The organism is Sphaerisporangium sp. NPDC005288 (assembly GCF_040607475.1).
GTDB classification, from domain to species: domain Bacteria; phylum Actinomycetota; class Actinomycetes; order Streptosporangiales; family Streptosporangiaceae; genus Sphaerisporangium; species Sphaerisporangium rhizosphaerae.
Genome location: NZ_JBEXGT010000039.1, coordinates 1 through 20,400 on the forward strand (window position 1 = coordinate 1; position 20,400 = coordinate 20,400).

Sequence of the window (20,400 nt, forward strand, 5' to 3'; positions counted from 1 at the left end):
CTGAGCCAGGATCAAACTCTCCAAACAATGTCTGAAGAAACATCCCGGCAGACACCCCCCACACATGGAAGATGCCAACCAAAGGAACCATCCCCGCGACCACGAAAGCCACGGAAGACGGGAAAATGCATAATCATGCACTGGCTTTTAACACACTGTTGAGTTCTCAAGAAACGGACGCGTACACCACCGGAAACCAGACCCACCAAGGACCCGACCCCCGACTGGGGCGTTCATCTCGTGTTCTTAAACTTTACCAGTTTCCGGCGATCTCCGTCAAATCAACCGATCTGCCGTCAATCATCGAAACCTGCTAAAATTCGCCACCCCGCTTCCAGGGCAACCCCTCGAACTTACCAGGCCAACCGGACAGATGCAACTTCGAGGCATCAACCGGGATGAACCGGACAGCAAGAGGATTGCGGGCACAGCCAGTCATCCGGAAGATTTTTTGGATCTCTCGGGGCCTGATCGCCGCCCAACGAGGGGAAACTCTAGCAGCATCCCAGGAGTGCCCGAGGCCACTTCGATAGTCGGTAAACCTTTCCCGCCTCTCAGCCATCCCAAACAGCGAGCGATTCGCGCCGGGGCAACCCGTCGGCAAGTCATCCGCAATCGCCACACGTTACGAAGAGGGTGCGGGACTCCCTCGGCGCCACCCCGGCGCCCGGGACCCCGCCCGTGGAGGTGGTCATCATGACGCGGTCGGAGTTCGACGACATCCGTGCTCACATCGCGGCCGAGAAGGGCGGCTCCGACGATCTCCTGCAGATCGCCGGCACCCTGCTCGACGACTTGGAGCAGGCGCGACTGCGCGAGGCGACGCTTCGCGCCCACTACCTTGGCCTGCTGACGGCCGCTCGGGCGACCGTCGCCGCGGAGGCGATCGGGGACGCCGACCCGTTGACATTCCTGCGGCACGAGTTGGGCAAGAAGGGACAGCTTCCCGACGGCGACGAGGAGGTCCTGCGCATCCTGTCGGACGTCCGGTCGGCGGAGGCCCTGCTCGCCAACCTTGAGCAGCGGCCGGCGAGCCGTCCCCGGGCGAGCGCTCGGATGCGCCGGTGCGGGGGCACCGCCCGCAGGCTGCCTCGCTGATCGATATTCCACGCCAAATCGGCACAGCAAGCTCACGTGTCGAGATGACTGGCTTTGCCGCGACATGAGAGTCGCCCTGGGAGACTTCCCCCATGTTGATGCGGGGGCTGAACTGGGCGGCTGTCACCTTGGTAGCGGTGTTCGGCATGCTCTGGCTGGGCGTGGTGGTCTTCGCCGCCACGGCCACGCCCGGGTGGCTGCGTGCCATCCAGATCGTCTTCAGCGTCTGCCTGCTCGGCTGGGCGGGTCGCAAGTCGTTGTCGCTGATCAGGGCCACCGCGTGGGCCGAGCGCGAGCGGGCGTGAGCTATTTGGCGTCGGCGTAGCAGGAGACCGCGACGGCCTCCATCGGAATGCGCACGGGCGTCTGGCCGAACAGCAGCCGCGTGGCCTCCTCCGCCGCCCGGCTCACCGCCGCCGACACCTCCTGCACCACCTCTTCGGGGCAGTGGACCATCACCTCGTCGTGCTGGAAGAACACCAGCCTCGCGGGGGACGGCAGCAGCCCGCGCAGCAACGCCATCAGCGTGAGGGCCCACTCGGCCGCTGTCGCCTGCACGACGAAGTTGCGGGTGAAGCGCCCGCGGTCGCGGGCCGCGCGACCGCCCTCGGGCCCGGAGACCAGGTTCAGCCAGTGCGCCGACGGCGGCGGGCACGTGCGCCCGAGCCAGGACCGCACCAGCCGGCCGTCCTCCCCGGCCTTGGCGGCCTCCTCGACGAAGGCGTAGGCGAGCGGGAACCGCTGCCGCATGATGGGCAGCAGCTTCGCGGCGTCGCCGCTGGTGCCCCCGTACATCGCGGACAGCATGGCGATCTTGGCGTTGTCGCGGGCTCCGCCGAACGCCTGCGCGAGGGCCGCGTACAGGTCGATCTCGCCGGCCGCGCGGGCCAGACCGCGATCACCGGCCATCGCCGCCAGCACCCGGGGCTCGAGCTGCGCCGCGTCGGCCACGACCAGCCTCCACCCCTCGTCGGCGACCACCACCCGGCGCATCACCTTGGGGATCTGCAACGCCCCGCCGCCGCTGGTCGCCCAGCGGCCCGAGACCACCCCCGCGACGACGTACTCGGGATGGAGCCGGTGGCGGCGGACCCATTGGTGGGCCCATGTCCAGCCGTGGGCGCTGTGCAGCCGCGCGAGCTCCTTGTAGGCGAGCAGGGGCGCGACCGCCGGGTGGTCGACCTGCTTGAGCACATGGGACCTGGTCGAGGCGACGCTGAGGCCGGCCGACTTGAACGCCTTGACGATCTGCTGCGGTGAGTCGGGGTTGACCGTCTGCCCGAAAGCCGCGCTCACCTGGTCGGCGAGGGCCTGGAGCTTGGCCGGGCGCATGCCGTGCACGGGCCTCGGGCCGAGCAGTTCGCTCAGCAGCTCATCGTGCAGGTCTTCGCGCCAGGGCATGCCGTCGTGGCTCATCTCGGCCGCGATCAGCGCCCCGGCGGACTCGGCGGCGACGAGCAGGCGGAACCGGCCCGGATGCTCGGCGGCCTCGATGCGCCTGAGCTGGTCGGCGTACACCTCGCTCACGTCGACCTCGGCCGGCTCGGGCTCGAAGAGCGTGTCCTGGACGGCGTGCGGACCGGTCTCGTCCACCGGCACCGGCAGGCCGCGCAGCCGCGCGTAGGCGGCCTGCGCCGACCTCGGCTCGCCGTACCTGCCCTCGTGGGCGAGCAGTAGTGACTCGGTGAGGGTGACGTCGTGGCAGCGCGCCACCCGGACCCCCTTGGCGATCAGCGGAGGGTAGAGGGCGCGCGTGTCGGCCCAGACCCACCGGGGGCGCGCGGAGCGCTCGAGATCGCCGACGGCCCGTGCGAGATCGCCCACCCGCCTGGCATGCTCCCCCGAGGGCCGCAGCGTGCCGCCCTCCGCGTCCGCCGTCACCGCGATCCGCATAGCGGCAGACTATCCGAGAGGGCCGACAGCGTTCGATCACAGGTTCGATTGCGCCGTCCGCGCCGCGGAAGCGGCGTGGGCGGCGGGGAAGCAGGGAGATCACATGCTCGCGCTGATCCGGGCCAGCCATCCGGGGCCCACCGTGGTCGTCACGGCGATGGGCTCGGCCCTCGCGGCCGGCGTCGGCAGGGGCGCCGGCGGCACCCTGCTCGCCGGTGCGGCGGTGCTCAGCGGTCAGCTGTCGATCGGCTGGAGCAACGACTGGATCGACCGGAGGCGCGACCAGGCCATCGGCCGGGCCGACAAGCCGCTCGCCGCCGGGCCCGGCACTCCGGACGGGGCAGGCGGGGGCCTGGCGCCCCGTACCGTCGCCCGCGCCGCGTTCGTGGCCCTGGCGGCGTGCGTGCCGCTGTCGCTGGCGAACGGCCTCGCGGCGGGGCTCGTACACCTGGCCGCCGTGGCGTGCGGCTGGCTGTACAACCTGCGGCTCAAGGCCACGGCGGCCTCGCCGCTCCCCTTCGCCGCCGCCTTCGGGCTGCTCCCGGCGTTCATCACCCTCGGGCTGCCCGGGCACCCGTGGCCGGCCGCGTGGGCCATGGCGGCCGGGGCGCTGCTCGGCATGGGCGCCCACTTCGCCAACGTGATCCCCGACCTGCCGGACGACCTCGCGCTCGGCGTGCGCGGCCTGCCGCAGCGCCTCGGGGCCACCGGCGCCCGCGTCGGCGCCGCCGTGCTGCTCGTGGCCGCGTCGGTCGTCATCGCCCTCGGTCCGGGCGGGCATGCCGGCGCGCCCGCCGTGGCGGGGCTGGCGGCCGTCGTGCTGGCCCTGGGAGGCGGTCTGGCGGCCGCGCGGGGCAACCTGCGACGGGCGGCCTTCGCGGTGACCGTCGTGGTCGCGGTGATCGATGTGGCGATGTTCGCCGCCCAGGGCGCCCGGCTGGTGTGAAAGCCGCCGCCGTGGGGAGCCGGTGAGGCCGGAAAACGGGAAAGGCCCTGGTCACATCTCTGTGACCAGGGCCTTCGTGGTAGCGGGGGTAGGATTTGAACCTACGACCTCTGGGTTATGAGCCCAGCGAGCTACCGAGCTGCTCCACCCCGCGTCGGCTTGCATTGAAGAGACTATCGGCCGTGGAGAGCACTGGCAAATCGTCGCGCCTCGCCGGTCTCGGGCCGGGAGCCTCGCGGCCCCGGCCCGAGAGCGGGCTACGAACTCGGCGCGGGCGAGGCGCTAAGCGTCGGCGCGGGTGAGGCGCTCGGTGTCGGCGTGGCCGAGACCGACGCGGGGTTGGGTGTGGTCGTCGCCGACGGGGACGCGGACGGAGAGGCCGCCGGCGTGGCGGCCTTCTGCTTGTCCAGTGCCGACTGCAGCTGCTTCAGCGCGTCGGCGAGCCGCTTCTGCGCCTCGCCGTACGCCGCGAAGTCGCCGCTCTTGATGGCCTTCTGGCCGTCGTCATAGGCCTTCTGGGCGTTGTTGTAGGCGGTGGCGAGGTCGGTGGTGACCGCGCTCGTCTGCGGCTCGCCGGGCGTCGTCGGGTTGGACGGCGTCTGCGCGCTCTGCCCGAAGACCTGGTCCAGCGCGTCCTTGAGCGTGTTGCCGACGCCGACGTCGTTGCCGAACATCACCAGCACGCGGAACAGGGTCGGGTAGCGCGCGGAGTTCTGCACCTTCGGCTGGACGTAGACCGGCTGGACGTACAGCAGGCCGCCACCGAACGGCAGCGTGAGCAGGTTGCCGTTCAGCGTCTCGGTGGTGCCGCCGATGCGCAGATCGTTGAGGACGCTCGCCGCCTTGGTGTCGAAGGCGTTCTGCGCCTGTTTGGGACCGCGGATCGTCGTCTCACTGGGGAGTTGCAGGATGCGGATCTTGGTGTCCGCACCGCCCGTCGCGTCCACCGACATGAACGCCGCCAGGTTGTCCCGGTTGTTGGGCACCATGGTGGTGGTCAGCGAGAACTTCGGATCGGTCTCGTTCGGCATCCGCATCGTCACGTAGTACGGCGGCTGCTTGGTCTTGGAACTGGCCGGGTCCTCGGGGACCTTCCAGAAGTCCTGGCCGCCGTAGAAGGCGTCGGCATTGGTCACGTGGTACTGGCCGAGGACGTCGCGCTGCACCTTGAAGAGGTCTTCGGGGTAGCGCAGGTGGTCCATCAGCTGCGGGGGGATCTTCGACTTGGGCTGGATGACGCCGCCGAAGGCCTTCTCCCAGGTCCTGAGCAGCGGGTCGTTGTCGTCCCAGCTGTACAGCGTGACGGTGCCGTCGTAGGCGTCCACCGTCGCCTTGACCGAGTTGCGGATGTAGTTGATCTGGTCGCGCGGCTGCTGCGGCGTCAGGAACCGGTCGGTGGAGGTGTCGCGGGTCATGTCGCCGAAGCTGCGGCGCTGGGAGTAGGGGTAGTCCTCCGACATGGTGTAGCCGTCGATGATCCACTGGACGCGGTTGTTGACGATCGCGGGGTACGGGTCGCCGTCCAGGGTGAGGAACGGGGCGACCTGCTGGACCCGCGACCTCGGGTCGCGGTTGTACAGGATGCGCGACTGGTCGTTGATGCTGGACGACAGGAGCATGTTGGTCTCGCCGTACTTGGCGGCGTAGAGCATGCGGGTGAAGAAGTTGCCGATGGGCACGCCGCCCTTGCCGCGGTAGGTGGTGTTCACCTGGCCGCTGCCCTGGCCGTTGCCGCTCTGCTCGGGATAGTCGAGTTCGATGTTCTTGCCGCCGCCGACGATCGAGTAGTCGGGAGAGTGCTCGCCGAAGTAGATGCGCGGCTCGAACGAGCCGAGGCCGTTGGTCGGCGGGATGTCCTTGACCAGGAAGTCGGGGTTGCCCTGGGGGTCGGTCTTGCTGCCAGGGCTGGCGACGAAGCCGAAGCCGTGGGTGTAGACGAGGTGGTCGTTGATCCAGTTGCGGTCGGGCGGCCGGCCGATCTCGCGCACCGCGACGACCGTGTCGCGCGACACGCCGTCGATGGTGTACCGGTCGACGTCGAGCGACTCGGGGAACTGGTAGTAGCCCTTGATCTGCTGGAGCTGCTCGTAGGTCGCGGGCAGCACCGTCGGGTCGAGCAGGCGGACGCCCGGGATCGTGGAGGCCTCGCTCGCGATCTCCTGCTGGCTGCCCTGCGTCTTGGCGCTGTACGGCGTGACCTCGGTGGAGGCCACGCCGTAGGCATCTCGGGTGGCCCTGATGTTGCTGTCGATGAACTGCCGCTCTTTGCTCTGCTGGTTCGGCTTGACCTGGAACTGCTCGACCAGGACCGGGTAGACGCCGCCGACCAGGACGGCCGACAGCACCAGGAGGCCGAGGCCGACGCCCGGCAGCATGCCGCCGGGCCGGATGACGCCGGCGAAGAAGAGCACGGCGCAGATCAGCGCGATGATCGCCAGGATGCTCTTGGCGGGCAGCACGGCGTTCACGTCGGTGTAGGAGGCGCCGAACACCTTGCCGCGGTCGGAGAAGACCAGCCCGTAGCGGTCGACCCAGTAGGCCACGGCCTTCAGCAGCACGAACAGGCCGACCAGCACCGAGAGGTGGACACGGGCGGCGCGCGTGGCGTGCAGGCCGGGCGAGTTGAGCCGGAAGCCGCCGTACAGGTAGTGGACGATCGCCGCGGCGATGATCGAGATGATCACCGCCGTGAACAGGAAGTTCAGCACCATCCGGATGAACGGATAGGTGAACATGAAGAACGAGACGTCCATCTTGAACAGCGGGTCGACCTTGTCGAACGGCGTCCCGTTGATGAACAGGAGCCAGGTCTTCCACTGGCCGGCGGTGGAGGACCCGGTGAACAGGCCCAGGACCGCCAGTCCGACGATGAAGATCATCTTGCGGTGCGGGTCGAGCGCCGCGCGGTAGCGGTCGGCGCCCTGCGCGGAGCCGCCGAACATGCCGATGCCGAACAGCGGCCGCGACCGGAAGGCGATGAGGATGTTCCCGCCGACGATGCCGCCCATCAGCAGCGCGCCGAAGACGAACAGCAGCAACTGGGTCACCAGCATCGTCGAGAACACCGTGGTGTAGCCGACCGAGTCGAACCACAGCCAGTCGGTGAAGATGCCGGCGAAGACGAAGAAGAAGATGACGATCGCGACCAGAGTGATCGCGACGGGCACGAGAAGCCGCGGCCGGCGGGGCAAACGCATCGCCCGACCCGCGCCGGGGTTCCGGAAGGTCAAGGCCCACCCCTAGATTTCACGAGTAACGGTCCGTGTCTTGGCAACCTACACCGGTGATGGCGCGGTCACGCTCCGAGCCCTGGGCACCGCCGGGGCACAACGTGCGCCGGGTTCGCCGGCGGACGCCCCCTGTCGAAGGCCGCCCGCGGGCAGGGTCGGAGATCGTGCGGCGCCGCTGGATGAGACGCGCGTGTCCACGTGACCCAACGCCCCGGACGGGCGGCGGGTTCCCCGAGGCGCGGTCGCGTGCGGCGATCACGTCGGCCACGGCGTCATCGGGACGAGCACCTCGGCACCGGCCCGGAACCCGTGCGCAACGCCTCGATCGCCTGGACGGCCTCATGCATGGTGGAGACCTTGACCAGGCGCAGGCCCTTGGGCACGGCGGGAACGGCGTCGTCGCAGTTGTCGGCGGGGGTCAGGAAGACCGTCGCGCCGGCGTCGCGGGCGCCGACCATCTTCTGCTGGATGCCCCCGATCGGGCCGACCTTGCCGTCCGGCGTGATCGTGCCGGTGCCGGCGATCGACTTGCCGCCGGTGAGCTCGCCGGGGGTGAGCTTGTCGTAGATGCCGAGCGAGAACATCAGCCCGGCGCTCGGCCCGCCGACGTCGCCGACGTTGACGGTGACCTCGAACGGGAACTTGTAGCGCGTGCCGCCCATCATCACCCCGACGATGGGGCCGTCCTTGCCGGCGACGGTGCCGACCTGGACGTTCATCGGCTTGCCGTCGCGCACGATGCCGAAGTCGACCTGCTCGCCCGTCTTGTGCTTGCGGACCAGCGCCCCGACCTCGTCGACGGTGCGCACCGGGGTGCCGTCGACCGTCGCTATGCCGTCCCCCGCGCGCAGCTTGCCGTCGGCGGGCCTGCCCTTCTGGGCGCTGGCCACGGCCACGAGGTAGCCGACCGGGATCTTCAGCTCGTTCAGCGCCGCCGCGGTGGCGTCCTGCTGGGAGCTGCTCATCTCCTGGGTGTTCTGCTGCTCGACCTCTTTGACCGACACCGTCTTCGGGAAGATCGTCTCTTCCGGGACGACGGCGACCGTCGGGTCCATCCAGCCGCGCAGGGCCGTGAGCAGGTCGATGTGCGCGTCGGGGCCGCCCTGGTAGGCGACGGTGACCAGGCTGAGCTTGCCCGAGGTCGGGTAGGTCTGGTGGCCCGAGACGCTGATGACCGGCTTGCCCTTCACGTCGCCGAGGGTGTTCTCGGTCGGGCCCGGGCTCAGCGCGACGTACGGCACCGGAAGCAGCGCGCCCGCCCCACCCAGCACGAGCGTGAGGACGCCCGCCATCATCAACGTCAGACGTCGTCGGGACATGGTGGCAACTCTATGCGCTTACCACGTCCGTGGTTACGCGGACACACACAGGGCGGACATCCAGGTCAATCGCAGCTTCCCGGCGGGGCGGATCACCCGCCGGCGCCGACCCACTCGGTGGAGCCGTCGGTGAACACCTGGTGCTTCCAGATCGGGACCTCGCTCTTCAGGTCGTCGATCAGGCGGCGGGATGCCTCGAACGCCTCGCCCCGGTGCGCGGCGGCCACCGCGACGATCACCGCGGCGTCGCCGAGCTTGAGCTCGCCGACCCGGTGGACGGCCGCGAGCGCCGTGACCGGGAAGTCCGCGGCGACCTTCTCTGCCACGCGGCGCAGCTCGGCCTCGGCCGTCGGATGCGCCGAGTACGACAGCAAGGTCACCGGCTTGCCGTTGTCATGATCGCGAACGGTGCCGACGAAGAGCGTCGTTCCCCCGGCCCCGTGGTCGCCGACGGCGGCGAGCACCTCTTCCACCGACAGCGGAGTGTCCCGAATGCCCAGCAAACGAATGGCGGTCACCCCTCGAAGCCTACTGTGTCGCCCCCACATCCGGTCTCTCACCGACCACGCCGAGCCGCTCGCACCGCCTCAAAGGCGCCCCGAGCCCGCCGGGCACAGCGAGGCCACGCAAGCACGGTCAGATGCGGCGGCGTCTGCGGGCCCGGCGGACGATGGCGGCGGTGCCGATGACCGCGACGGTGGCCCCGGCGGCGGTCAGGGTGGCCTCCTTGCCCGGCAGGCGGCGGCCGACGACCGCGTGGCGGCCCTCGCGCAGCTCCAGGAGCTGCTGGAACGCCGCTTCGTTGGTCCAGGCGGGCTTCCACCCGGCCGCGCGCAGGGAGGCGCAGTCGACCACCCACGGGTAGACGACGTAGTGCAGGTCGGTCGCGGGGGCCGGGGTGATGCCGAGCCGGTGCAGGCGCTGGGCGGTGCCGAAGGTGAGCCCGGCGGGCAGCTCGAAACGCCGCAGGCCCGACAGCTCCTCGACCTGCTCCATCTCCAGCCATCCGTCGCTGCCCACGGTGACGACCCCCGAGACCTGGCCGAGCGCCGCGAGCTCCAGCGCCGAGACCAGGTCTTCGACGTGGCAGAACTGCCAGCGTGGGGCCGAGCCCTTGACCGTGAGCAGGCGGGGCGCCTCGAAGTGGCGGGTGACCACGGTGTCCACACCGGCGCCGACGACGGCGGCCGGCCGCAGCACGGTGACCTCGAGGCCCGGGTGGCTGCGCAGGGCGCGGCGCACGAGCGCCTCGATCTCCAGGTGGTCGCCGACGACGCCGGAGTCGGGCTCGGCGGCGACCGGCGCGTCCTCGGGCAGCGGGACGTGGTTGTCCGGCGCCGCCCCGTAGACCATGGCGCTGGTCACGACGACCACCCGCCGGACGCGCGCGGCGGCCGAGGCGGTGAGCACCGTCTGGGCGGCCCGCAGGTTGTACCCGCGGCGCTCGCCCGGGTCGGAGTCGAGCCGGTAGTCGGCGGCCAGATGCACCAGCACGTCGACGTCGGAGATGCGGTTCGCCAAGAGCGGATCTCGGACGTCGATCACCCGCCAGGTGACGTCCGCGACGTCCCCCCGCTGATCGTCGATCGCCACGACGCGGCGGAAATCCGCAGACGAGGCGACCCGGGAGAGGAACTCCCTCCCCAGACCGGATGCCGCGCCCGTGACGGCGACGACCGGCGGGCGGAGGCGTTTCGAGGTAGTCACGAGGTCCTCACTTTGCACTGATCCGCCCTGCGACGGATAACGTGGCGGATGTGGACTCCTCCATCCTGCACGAGGTAGAGCGGTGACTGACCTGCCAGGTCGCGAAAACGACCCCAACGAGAATCCGTTCGCGATGTTCGGCGATCCGGAGCAGATGGCCGCGGCCATGCGCCAGTTCGCCGACATGCTCTCGGCTCCGGCGGGCTCCGGTCCCGTCAACTGGGACATGGCCAAGAACATCGCCCGCCACGCCGTGGTCGCCGAAGGCGATCCGAGCGTCATGGAGGGGGAGCGCCGCCAGATCGTCGACGCGCTCCGCCTCGCCGACCTCTGGCTGAACGAGGTGACCGAGCTGCCGAGCGGGCTGACCGCGCCCGAGGCGTGGAGCCGCTCGGAGTGGATCGAGAAGACCGTCCCGGTGTGGAAGCAGCTGTGCGACCCGATCGCCGAGCGCATGGTCGACACCATGGGCGGCGCCCTGGGCGGCGCCGGGCTCGGCGGGCTCGGCGGCGACCAGGCGATGGCCGCGCAGCTCGGGCCGCTGATGGGCATGATGCGCCAGATGGGCGGCATGATGGTCGGCAGCCAGATCGGCCAGGCCCTCGGCGCGCTGGCCCCCGAGGTCATCGGCTCCTCCGACATCGGGCTGCCGTTGTCGGACACCGCCGCGCTGCTGCCGGGCGGCATCGCCGCCTTCAGCCACGGCCTGGAGATCCCCTCCGAGGAGATCCGCCTGTACCTGGCGCTCAGGGAGGCCGCGCACCATCGGCTGTTCCAGCACGTCCCGTGGTTGCGCACCCAGCTGTTCGGCGCCGTCGAGGAGTACGCCAAGGGCATCACCGTGGACACCTCCGCCCTGGAGGAGCAGATCCGCGGGCTGGACATCAGCAACCCCGAGCAGATCCAGGAGGCTCTGAGCGGCGGCGCGCTGCTCAAGCCCGAGGAGACCGAGCGCCAGAAGGTCGCGCTGTCGCGGCTGGAGACCATCCTCGCCCTGGTCGAGGGCTGGGTCGGCACGGTGGTCGACGCCGCCGCCGAAGGCAAGCTGCCCTCGGCCGCCGCCCTGTCGGAGACCATGCGCCGCCGCCGGGCGACCGGCGGGCCCGCCGAGCGCACCTTCGCCACGCTCGTGGGTCTCGAGCTGCGTCCACGCCGGCTGCGCGAGGCCGCCGCGCTGTGGCAGGCCCTGGCCGCCGCCCGCGGCGTCGACGGGCGCGACGCGGTGTGGTCCCACCCCGATCTGATGCCGGTCGCCGCAGACCTGGACGACCCCGAGGCGTTCGTCCGCGGCGACACCAAGCTCGACCTGTCGGCGTTCGAGGAGCACCAGGCGCCGCAGGACGGTCCGGGCGGGGAAGAGCCAGGCGAGGCCGGTCCTGAACGCGGGTCCGCGGGGCCCGGCGAGGGATGACGCTCCACGAGCGGGCGCTGGCCGCGCTGTCCGGCTGGTCCGCGCCGACCGCCGGCGAGGAGTCGCTCCGCGAGGAGTTCCTCTCGCACCTGGGCCGGTACGACGACGCCATGTGGCGCTCGTGCGCGCCGGGGCACCTGACGGCCACCACCGCGGTGCTCTCGCACGACGGGTGCAAGGTGCTGCTCACCTTGCACCCGAAGGCCGGGATGTGGCTGCCCATGGGCGGGCACTGCGAGCCGGCCGACCTGTCGCTGGAGGATGCCGCGCTGCGCGAGGCGACGGAGGAGTCCGGCATCGCGGGCCTGCGGCTCCTGCCCGGCCCGCTCGCGCTCGACCGGCACCGGGTGTGGTGCCATCCCCCGCACAGCTGGCACCTGGACGTCGAGTACGGCGCCGTGGCGCCGCCGGGCGCCGAGTTCGTGATCAGCGAGGAGTCGCTGGAGCTTCGCTGGGTGCCCGTCGAGGACATCCCCGAGCCGACGGACGAGGCGACCCGCCGGCTCGCGCGCCGCGCCCGCGCGCTGCTGCTGGACGCGAGCCCGCAGCAGCCCGCCTGAGATCTCTGCTTCTGCGGTGACACGAGGTCCGTGCGCCGCGTCTTCACGCGGGTCATACACAGGCTGGATAGGCTCTAGAGGTACTGCCGAAGCATGCCCGGGGGACTGGTGAACATCACGACCGACACACCGGTGGGGGGCGTGATCGTGACCCCGTCCCGGCGCCTCCGCCTCCGCGTTTCCGGGAAGCTCGCCTGGCTCGCGGTGACCCCGTTCGCCGCCTGGGCCGTATGGCGGCTCGGCGGCCTGGAGCGTGGATCGTTCCCGGCGCAGATCATGACCGCGACTCCGTACGCCGCGGCGGGCTCGCTCCTGCCGGTCCTGCTCGGGGTCCTGTCACGGAGAAAGGCCGTGACCGCGGTGGCTCTGGCGACGACCGCCGCGCTCGGCGTCAGCGTGCTGCCCCGCGCGTTCGGGGACGCGCCGGTCGCGCAGGCGTCCTCCGGGGTGCCGTTCACGATCATGACGTCGAACCTCTTCTTCGGCCACGGCGACGCCCAGACCGTCGTGGACCTGGTGCGCCGCCACCGCCCCGACGTCCTTAACACCCAGGAGCTCACTCCGGGGGCCGTGGAGGCCCTGGACGCCGCGGGGCTGAAGGACCTCATGCCCTACCGCTACCTGCAGGACGAGTGGAGCGCGGCGGGCAGCGGCATCTTCTCCCGCCATCCGATCACCCGCCTGGACGGTCTGTTCCAGGTCATCGGGCACAACATGCCGGCGGCCAAGCTCACCCTGCCGGGCGGCGCGCAGGTCCAGGTCGTCGACGTGCACACTCTGCCGCCGCTGGGTCCGCAGGTCACCGAGTGGACCGAGGGGCTGCGCGCGCTGCCGGCGGGGCCGGCGTCGGGGCCGTTCCGCATCCTGGCGGGCGACTTCAACGCCAGCCTCGACCACGCCGAGATGCGCAAGGTGGTCGCCCGCGGGTACCGCGACGCGGGCGACACCGCCGGGGGCGGCCTGACTCCGACCTGGCCGGCGAACAAGAAGCTGCCGCCGCTCATCACGATCGACCATGTGCTCGCCGACCGGCGCATCTCGGTGCTCGGCTACCACGTGTACACCGTCCCGCGCACCGATCACCGCGCGGTCATCACCGAGCTGTCCCTGCCGGCCGCCGGCTGACCCCCTGCCGGCCGGGCGGCCCTCACCGCTGGGGCGCTTCGCGGGACGTCATCGGCCGGTGAGCAGGGCCCGGGTGTTGTCCCAGCCTTCCAGGCCCGGGTCCAGCCGGGCGACGTCCGCGGGGACGCGCAGCCGGTGCCAGCCGGGGCCGGTGGCCACCATCCGCCTGCCGGGCGCCTGCGCGCGCAGCCGCGCGACCACGTCGTCCTCCTCCAGCCCGGCCTTCGCCCAGTCGGGGAACGGCAGCCGGGCCGCCATCGCCACGGCCCCGCCGCCCTCGGCCGGGCAGACCGCGATGGGCGCGCGGCCGAGTTCGCGGAACAGCTTGCCGATCAGCAGCGGGGGCAGGTCGGGGGCGTCGCCGCTGATCACGACGGCCTCCTCGCCGTACGGCGCGAGCGCGGCGAACGCCTCGGCGACGCCGCCGGAGTCGGGCAGCGCGATCACCCGCGTGCCGGGCCAGGCGAGGTCCTCGAGCCCGTCGACGCCGGCGGCCAGGATGACGGGCTCGACCAGGTCAAGCCCGGCGACGATCTCGTAAGTGTCCTCGGCCAGTGCCAGCAGGAACTCTCCGGAGTCCACGCCGGGCGGGGCGCCCTTGCCCATGGCCGGAGTGACCAGGACCGCGGCCTGCCTCATCGGGCTCCAGCGGTGGCCGCCACCCCTGTGGCGAGACGGCCGTCGCGCGGGTTCAGCATTCCTCGACCGTACCGTTCGCCGCCATGGAGTACCCCTCCAGGAACCCGCGTGCCCGTTCGGCCCTGGGATAGCGCTCGACGAGGGCCCAGAACCTGGGACCGTGGCTGGGCACCAGCAGGTGGACCAGCTCGTGCATGATGACGTAGTCGACGACCCAGGCGGGCATGCCGCGCAGGCGCGTCGACAGCCGGATGGTGCCGTGGTCGGGGGTGCACGACCCCCAGCGGTGCCGCTGGTTCTCCGCCCACCGCACGCTCGAGGGCACCGCCTTGCCGTCCAGGTAGCGCACGGCGAGATCGCGGGCCCGTTCGAGCAGGTCATCGTCGCTCGGGCGCCTGCGCTGCTCTTTGGCGGCGAGGCGATCGAGCATGCGCCGGACCCATTGTTCCTCGTCGGTGCGGCTCAGACCGGCAGGCAGCAACACGATGGTCTTGTCTCCATCGCGATATGCGGATACGGTCCGCCGGCGGCGTGCACTCCGGCGGACCTCGACTGTCTCGGGGGGCACATATGAACGGTAGCCGACAGTGCCGTATTTCCACAGGGGGTGAACAACGTTTTCCCTGGTCAATCAACGTTCGCCTGATGTTCAGTCAACTCAGCGCCCTCATGTGTCCCACATGCCGCCACCGACCGCCGTGAATCCGCGCCGAACTTATCCACAGGTGGGGACAACGGCCGCCGAGCGGGGCGGTGTCCGTGGCAGGCTGCGCGATCGTGACCTCCTCTCCGCGGTTTCCCGCCGCTCCCCCTCCCCCGTCCCGCCGGCGGCCGCCCGCGCCACCCGCCCGGCCTCGGCTCAAGCCCGCACTGCGCCGCCTCCACCGTGACGACCGCACCCTTCAACTGGGCGTCCACCCGTCGCGCGCGGTGGTGCTCACCGATCTGGAGCCGCGCGTGCGCCGCTTCGTCGAGGGCCTCGACGGCACGCGCACGCTGGAGGAGCTGATCGCCCGCGGCGACCTCGACGAGGCCACCGTCCGGCGGGTCGTGGCCCTGCTGTCCGAGCACGGCGTGCTGGACGACGCCGCCACGCGGCCCGCGCCGCTGCGCGACCTGACCTCCGGCGAACGCGCGCGGCTCGGGCCCGACCTCGACGCGCTGTCGCTGTCACCCGCCGACGCGGGCGACGGCGGGCTGTCGGCGTTCGGACGCCGCCGCGCGGCGCACGTCCGCGTGTACGGCGCCGGGCGGGTCGGCGCCCAGATCGCCGTGCTGCTGGCCGCGTCGGGCGTCGGGCACCTGTGCGTGGTCGATCCGGGCACGGCCCGGCACGAGGACGTCGTCCCCGGCGGGCTGTCGTTCGCCGACGCCGGCCACCGCAGGGAGGACGGCGCGGTGGCCGCCGCGCGCCGGGTGGCGCCGGGCGTCAACGCCTGGACCGGCGGCACCGCCTCCCAGCTCGCCGACGGCGCCCGCCGTCCCGACCTGGTCGTGCTGGCGCCGGTGGGCCCGCTGGACGGCCTCATAGCGCACGAGCTGGTCGCGCTGGGCATCCCGCACCTGCTGGCCAGCGCCGCGGAGGGCGTCGGTTCGGTCGGCCCGCTGGTGATCCCCGGAGTCACCTCGTGCCTGCGCTGCCTGGAGCTGATCCGCCGCGACCGCGACCCGTCGTGGCCCATGATCGGCGCCCGGCTGGGCGGGTTCCCGGCCGGTGAGATCGCCTGTGACACGGTGCTGTCAACGCTGGTCGCGGCGCATGCGGCCGGTCACGCACTGAGTTGTGTCGACGGCGCGGAGCCCACTGTGACGAACTGCACAGTCGACGTAATGCCTGATTGGGGTTGGAAAAAACGGTCGTGGGAGGCCCATCCGCAATGTCGTTGTAGTCGAAAGCACTTCGGTCCGCTAACAATGGTCGCGTGAGCGACTTCCCCCAACACGCAGTGACGCGTTCGGCCAAGCTGGCGACGCTCCCCTTGGGGTTCGCCGGCCGCACCGCTCTCGGCCTGGGCAAGCGCATCGGTGGGAAGTCCGCCGAGATCGTGGCGCAGGAGATCCAGCAACGCACCTCCGAGCAGATCTTCCGCGTCCTCGGCGAGCTCAAGGGCGGGGCCATGAAGCTCGGCCAGGCCCTTTCCATCTTCGAGGCGGCGCTGCCGCCCGAGATCGCCGGTCCCTACCGTGCCACGCTCACCAAGCTGCAGGACGCCGCGCCGCCCCTGCCGGCCGCGACGGTGCACGCCGTCCTCGCCGAACAGCTCGGCGACGACTGGCGCCGGCACTTCCAGAGCTTCGATGACGCTCCCACGGCCGCCGCCTCCATCGGCCAGGTGCACAAGGCCGTCTGGGAGGACGGGCGCGAGGTCGCCGTCAAGATCCAGTATCCGGGCGCGGGCAAGGCCCTGCTGTCCGACTTCAACCAGCTCGCCCGGTTGGGCAAGCTGTTCGGGGTTCTGCTTCCGGGGCTGGACATCAAGGCCGTGCTCGGCGAGCTGAGAGAGCGGGTGACCGAGGAGCTGGACTACCTGCGCGAGGCGGAGGCCCAGCACGGCTTCGCCACCGCCTACCACGGCGACCCCGATTTCTTCGTGCCGGATGTCATCGCCGCGAACGAGCAGATCATCGTCACCGAGTGGCTGGACGGCACCCCACTATCGAAGATCATCACCGATGGCACCAAGGAGCAGCGCGACCGCGCCGGGCTGCTGTTCGTGCGGTTCCTGTTCAGCTCCCCCGCCCGCGCGGGCATGCTGCACGCCGACCCGCACCCGGGCAACTTCCGCGTCCTGCCGGACGGCCGGCTGGGCGTGCTCGACTTCGGAGCGGTCAACCGCATGCCCGACGGCTATCCGGAGGTCTTCGGCACGCTCACCCGCATCTTCAACCAGGGCGACATGCGCGCCGTCGTCCAGGGGCTGCGCGACGAGGGGTTCATCCGCCCCCACATCGAGGTCGACGTCGAGGCGCTGCGGGCCTTCCTCGCCCCCTACGTCGAGCCGACCCGGGTGGAGGAGTTCACCTTCAGCCGCGAGTGGCTGCAGCGGCAGGTCGCGACGGTCACCGACCTGCGGCCGAACAACGTCGTGCGCCAGCTCAACCTGCCCCCCTCCTACGTCCTGATCAACCGGGTGCACGCGGCCGGCATCGGAGTGCTGTGCCAGCTCGGCGCCACGGCCCGCTTCCGCGACGAGGTCGTCCGCTGGGTCCCCGGCTTCGCCGACGGCCCTCCCGCCTCCGCCTAGGTCTGTGCCGATCCGGGTTCACGCGGCGGCGCGCTGTCCGATCCCTCCTCCTACGCTGTACGTGTGACGACCGAACGCACACCCGATGACGCGTCGCGATCCGGCCCGCCGGTCGGCGGTCGGCCGCGGAAGATCGGATGGGGGGCGCTCGCGCTGTTCCTGGCGGCGTTCGCGGTCTTCGAGAGCGTCAAGTACGGCCTGCCCACCACCGCGGCCGCGCTGTTGTTCTTCGCGCTGTGCGACCTGGCCCGGCTCGCGGGGGTTCGTCCGCCCGGCATGCTCTACCAGGCCGTGCACCGCGTGTGGATCCCGCTCGTGGTGCTGATCGCCTACTCCCTCGGGCCGGTCGCGTGGCCGCCGTTGTTCACCGCGGCCCTCGGGTGGCTTACCCGCATCGCCGTCGAAAGAGCCTTCGGTCGCGGATTCCCCCTCACCGATGGCTCGTCCCGTTCGTCCGATGCCGACACCCCACCAACGGCGTCCTGACCATCCGACCTCACCCGCCGAGCCCGCCCCTCACAGCCGGTTCGGCCACGAGAGGGCGAGACGGGTGTGGGTCTTGTCGATGACCGTCCGGCCGTCCAGGGCGGCGTCCGGGGTGTCCCTCGGGTGGACGTCCAGGCGGAGGTCGCCGGTCGCGGGACGTCCCGCGGCGTCCCACTCGCGGACGTGCGCGGCGAGGCGTTCGGCCGGCTCGGCGCCGCCGGGCCCGTAGCCGTCGACGACCAGGGCGAAGCAGGAGTCGGCTCCCTTGCCCCGCCGCAGCACCGCGAGGCCGTCGTCGGCGAGGACGCCGTAGGTCAGCGTGTACCCCTCCATCGCCAGCGGCGCCCGTTCGAGCAGGCCGGAGGCGCCGCTCTCGGCCAGCGAGAACCAGCGCGGCTGGTGGACCGCCAGCCACAGGTTGAACCCGGCGCAGACCTCCGCCGTGCCCGCCGTCACACCGGTCTCGCGTCCGGAGGCGGGGCCGGCCAGCAGGGCCCGGGTCGCGGCGGCGTCGAGGTCACCTCCGGCCGGCGACTCCAGGATGAGCTGGGCGTCCCGGTCCAGCACGTACGTCCGCTCGGGACCGGCGGCCGGGCCGCGCATGCGCATGAAGCCGCAGGGCTGGATCGAGCGGCTGGCCCAGTGGCCCTCCGCACGCTCCAGGGCCACCGAGCACTGGACCCCGCGCAGGTCGAGCGGGACGACGACGCGCCCGCCGGAAGCGATCTGGTCCAGCCACGCGGGTTCGAGGTCCCACACCCCCACCGTGGCGATGACCCGGTCGTAGGGAGCTCGCGCGGAGAACCCCCGCGCTCCGTCCCCGCACACCACGCGGACGCCTGGGTGGCCGGCCGCCGTCAGGTGTGATCGCGCGGCGTCGGCGACGTCCCGGTCGATGTCCACGCTCACCACCTCACCGCCGGGGCCGGCGAGGTGGGCGATGAGCGCCGCGTTGTACCCGGTGCCCGCGCCGATCTCCAGCACCCGGTGTCCGGGCTCGACCCCGAGCTGGTCCAGCATGATCGCCATGATGGTCGGCTGGGAGGAGGAGCTGATCGGCCGGCCGTCGGCGTCCCGCTTGGTGACGATGGGCAGGTCTCGGTAGGCGGCCTCCGGCGGCGTGCCCGGCACGAACAGGTGCCGCGGCACCGACCGCAGCGCGGCCGCCACCGGCTCGCTGAGCGCCCCGCCGCGCTCGCGCACCCGCTCGACGAGCCTACGCCGCAGCCCGGCGAGGTCGGCGAGGTCGGCGCCGTCCGTGGCGGGACCTTCCTGGCGGACCATGGCGTTCTTCCCTCCGCTCGCGGGCGTACCCATCATCCCCGCGAACGGCGAAAGGAGCGAACCTGGCCGTCATCCGGAGAACACCGAAAGGGGCGGACCTGGCCGTGCGGGCCGGTCCGCCCCTGGGTCACCCGGTCGGGTGACGCGGCCACTCGGCGGGAGGCGAGTGGCCGGGCGGGGTGGGAGGCGAGAGCCCACCCTGGGAAGGGGCGGCCGCCCGGTGAGAGAGGAGCGGCCGCCCGAGGATTGTGCCGGTGATGAAGTTCACCAGGCCGGGCGTCGTGGCCGGCGTCGCCGTATCACGGCGCGCCGGCCCGGTGACGGCGGAGTGAGGAGCCGCGCCCGGTGAACGTCTGTCGTCACCGCGCTAGGCCATGCGGGCCAAGGCGTTCCTGAGCCGCAGGGAGGCGCGTTCGGCCTGCTTGCGGGCCCGGCGGATGCGCTGGAGGCGAAGGACGAGACGTTGCTGCTCGGCCTCGTTGTGCAGGGCCTGTATTCGGTCCCGTACCAGTTCCTGGCGGATATACGGGATCTCGCTGCTCCAGGTAGGCAGGAAGCTCATCGTGGTGGCCTTTCGGGTCATGAAGTCTGGTGTGGAAGAACTGTGCTGGTGGGTCAGGCTGCGACCGGGGTCTTGCGGGGACGGCCCCGCGGCCTCTTCCTCGGAACGACGGCTCCGCGAAGGACGAGCTCTCCGCCCCAGACGCCCCACGGCTCCTCGCGCTCCAGCGCGCGGGCGAGGCAGGCCTTCTGGATCGGGCACCCTCCGCAGAGGGCCTTGGCGAACTCGACGTCCTCAGGGGACTCGGCGAACCACAGGTCGGGGTCGGTACGACACGGGATATCGGCTTCGTCGACCAGGTCCATGGTCGTCCAAACCGCCATCTGCGTCACCTCTCTGTTTGCTGGTTGATCTGGTCGTTTACCTCTTTGGGTGTCGGATCTGGCGGCTTGGAAAACAAGAAGGCCGCGGATCCTGGGTACGGATCCGCGGCCTGGAGGCGCTTTTTGTTCCCGGTCAGGTTATGACCGGGTGCCTCCAGGGTGGCGGACCCTGCACCCCACCATTGGCGGTGCTGCTGGTCTGCTCGTCGCCGAACGGACGCCCGAGGGCGGCCGCGTGCTCGGCGATCACGACGGTGGTGCCATAGGCGAAGCCGGCCGCATCGGCCAGGATGCGGGCGGTCTTCTCCTGTCGGAGTTTCGCCGGGCCTGCGACCGTGAGAACGGCGGCCGGCATGGCGACGGGGGCGGTGAAGCGGGCGGCGCCCATGACCGGGGCGGCACCGCGCATGCCACTGCCACGCGGGGAAGCGAGCCACGGCGTGGCGCAAGTCGGAATGAGAATCTGCTTCACGGGGCTCACCTCCCAGGTGATTGCGGGGTTGGACGGGGATCGTCCGACCGGCTTGTGCATGACTCTAAACGCGGACCCGGGGGCCCGGCAACTTATTTTC

General features: G+C 71.3%; 20 protein-coding genes and 1 tRNA gene. 9 read left to right on the forward strand and 12 right to left on the reverse strand.

What is annotated here, in order from left to right:
• Positions 1-696: 696 nt before the first annotated feature.
• Positions 697-1,098 carry a hypothetical protein gene (locus ABZU32_RS30280; protein WP_354840608.1) on the forward strand — a complete coding sequence of 134 codons (402 nt, stop codon included), beginning with the start codon at positions 697-699 and terminating at the stop codon, positions 1,096-1,098.
• Between the two features lie 92 nt (positions 1,099-1,190).
• Positions 1,191-1,403 (forward strand): hypothetical protein, encoded by a 213-nt coding sequence (locus ABZU32_RS30285; protein WP_354840605.1) that lies wholly within the window; start codon positions 1,191-1,193, stop codon positions 1,401-1,403.
• 1 nt (position 1,404) lies between these two features.
• Here ABZU32_RS30285 and ABZU32_RS30290 read toward each other — a convergent pair whose 3' ends face one another.
• Positions 1,405-2,991 (reverse strand): bifunctional 3'-5' exonuclease/DNA polymerase, encoded by a 1,587-nt coding sequence (locus ABZU32_RS30290; protein ID WP_354927376.1) that lies wholly within the window; start codon positions 2,989-2,991, stop codon positions 1,405-1,407.
• A gap of 103 nt (positions 2,992-3,094) precedes the next feature.
• Here ABZU32_RS30290 and ABZU32_RS30295 point away from each other — a divergent pair, with 103 nt between their 5' ends.
• Complete coding sequence (locus ABZU32_RS30295) at positions 3,095-3,937, forward strand: UbiA family prenyltransferase (RefSeq protein ID WP_354927378.1); 843 nt, start codon at positions 3,095-3,097, stop codon at positions 3,935-3,937.
• A gap of 77 nt (positions 3,938-4,014) precedes the next feature.
• Here ABZU32_RS30295 and ABZU32_RS30300 read toward each other — a convergent pair.
• The 5 genes from ABZU32_RS30300 to ABZU32_RS30320 all read right to left on the reverse strand — a co-directional run bounded on the left by ABZU32_RS30300 (position 4,015) and on the right by ABZU32_RS30320 (position 10,211).
• Positions 4,015-4,091: transfer RNA gene (locus ABZU32_RS30300), tRNA-Met, on the reverse strand.
• Between the two features lie 103 nt (positions 4,092-4,194).
• A complete protein-coding gene (locus tag ABZU32_RS30305; protein ID WP_354927380.1) occupies positions 4,195-7,134 on the reverse strand; it encodes a UPF0182 family protein in 2,940 nt (979 codons plus the stop codon).
• Positions 7,135-7,439: 305 nt separating this feature from the next.
• The gene (locus ABZU32_RS30310; protein ID WP_354927382.1) at positions 7,440-8,486 is read right to left on the reverse strand and encodes a PDZ domain-containing protein; all 1,047 of its coding nucleotides are present in this window, start codon (positions 8,484-8,486) and stop codon (positions 7,440-7,442) included.
• Positions 8,487-8,578: 92 nt separating this feature from the next.
• Positions 8,579-9,004 carry a molybdenum cofactor biosynthesis protein MoaE gene (locus tag ABZU32_RS30315; protein ID WP_354840591.1) on the reverse strand — a complete coding sequence of 142 codons (426 nt, stop codon included), beginning with the start codon at positions 9,002-9,004 and terminating at the stop codon, positions 8,579-8,581.
• A gap of 118 nt (positions 9,005-9,122) precedes the next feature.
• Positions 9,123-10,211, reverse strand: coding sequence for an NAD-dependent epimerase/dehydratase family protein (locus ABZU32_RS30320; protein ID WP_354927384.1), 1,089 nt, complete (start codon positions 10,209-10,211; stop codon positions 9,123-9,125).
• Between the two features lie 64 nt (positions 10,212-10,275).
• On the opposite strand from ABZU32_RS30320, the gene ABZU32_RS30325 reads away from it, so the two are divergent.
• From ABZU32_RS30325 to ABZU32_RS30335, 3 genes are all read left to right on the forward strand, one after another.
• A complete protein-coding gene (locus ABZU32_RS30325; RefSeq protein ID WP_354927386.1) occupies positions 10,276-11,604 on the forward strand; it encodes a zinc-dependent metalloprotease in 1,329 nt (442 codons plus the stop codon).
• A complete protein-coding gene (locus tag ABZU32_RS30330; RefSeq protein WP_354927388.1) occupies positions 11,601-12,164 on the forward strand; it encodes an NUDIX domain-containing protein in 564 nt (187 codons plus the stop codon). Before ABZU32_RS30325 ends, ABZU32_RS30330 begins: the two co-directional genes overlap by 4 nt.
• Positions 12,165-12,257: 93 nt before the next feature.
• Positions 12,258-13,289 carry an endonuclease/exonuclease/phosphatase family protein gene (locus ABZU32_RS30335; protein ID WP_354927390.1) on the forward strand — a complete coding sequence of 344 codons (1,032 nt, stop codon included), beginning with the start codon at positions 12,258-12,260 and terminating at the stop codon, positions 13,287-13,289.
• A 48-nt stretch (positions 13,290-13,337) separates the two neighbouring features.
• Here the strand turns inward: ABZU32_RS30335 and ABZU32_RS30340 are convergent, their stop codons facing one another.
• Together ABZU32_RS30340 and ABZU32_RS30345 are read right to left on the reverse strand one after the other, a co-directional pair.
• Entirely contained in the window at positions 13,338-13,928 is a 591-nt protein-coding gene (locus ABZU32_RS30340) for a hypothetical protein (RefSeq protein WP_354927392.1), read from the reverse strand.
• 52 nt (positions 13,929-13,980) lie between these two features.
• Positions 13,981-14,496 (reverse strand): M48 family metallopeptidase, encoded by a 516-nt coding sequence (locus tag ABZU32_RS30345; RefSeq protein ID WP_354840574.1) that lies wholly within the window; start codon positions 14,494-14,496, stop codon positions 13,981-13,983.
• Between the two features lie 209 nt (positions 14,497-14,705).
• Between ABZU32_RS30345 and ABZU32_RS30350 the strand changes: the two genes are divergently transcribed.
• The 3 genes from ABZU32_RS30350 (at position 14,706) to ABZU32_RS30360 (ending at position 17,659) form a co-directional block, all read left to right on the forward strand.
• Positions 14,706-15,854, forward strand: a complete 1,149-nt coding sequence (locus tag ABZU32_RS30350; RefSeq protein WP_354927394.1) for a ThiF family adenylyltransferase — start codon at positions 14,706-14,708, stop codon at positions 15,852-15,854.
• Positions 15,851-17,173, forward strand: a complete 1,323-nt coding sequence (locus tag ABZU32_RS30355; RefSeq protein WP_354840568.1) for an AarF/ABC1/UbiB kinase family protein — start codon at positions 15,851-15,853, stop codon at positions 17,171-17,173. Before ABZU32_RS30350 ends, ABZU32_RS30355 begins: the two co-directional genes overlap by 4 nt.
• Positions 17,174-17,236: 63 nt before the next feature.
• Positions 17,237-17,659 carry a DUF4260 family protein gene (locus ABZU32_RS30360; protein WP_354927396.1) on the forward strand — a complete coding sequence of 141 codons (423 nt, stop codon included), beginning with the start codon at positions 17,237-17,239 and terminating at the stop codon, positions 17,657-17,659.
• Positions 17,660-17,689: 30 nt separating this feature from the next.
• Here ABZU32_RS30360 and fxlM read toward each other — a convergent pair whose 3' ends face one another.
• From fxlM to ABZU32_RS30380, 4 genes are all read right to left on the reverse strand, one after another.
• Entirely contained in the window at positions 17,690-18,943 is a 1,254-nt protein-coding gene (gene fxlM / locus ABZU32_RS30365; RefSeq protein ID WP_354927398.1) for a methyltransferase, FxLD system, read from the reverse strand.
• Between the two features lie 367 nt (positions 18,944-19,310).
• Positions 19,311-19,526 (reverse strand): hypothetical protein, encoded by a 216-nt coding sequence (locus tag ABZU32_RS30370; protein ID WP_354927400.1) that lies wholly within the window; start codon positions 19,524-19,526, stop codon positions 19,311-19,313.
• 32 nt (positions 19,527-19,558) lie between these two features.
• The gene (locus ABZU32_RS30375; protein WP_354840558.1) at positions 19,559-19,828 is read right to left on the reverse strand and encodes a WhiB family transcriptional regulator; all 270 of its coding nucleotides are present in this window, start codon (positions 19,826-19,828) and stop codon (positions 19,559-19,561) included.
• A 133-nt stretch (positions 19,829-19,961) separates the two neighbouring features.
• The gene (locus tag ABZU32_RS30380; RefSeq protein ID WP_354927402.1) at positions 19,962-20,360 is read right to left on the reverse strand and encodes a hypothetical protein; all 399 of its coding nucleotides are present in this window, start codon (positions 20,358-20,360) and stop codon (positions 19,962-19,964) included.
• Positions 20,361-20,400 lie beyond the last annotated feature (40 nt).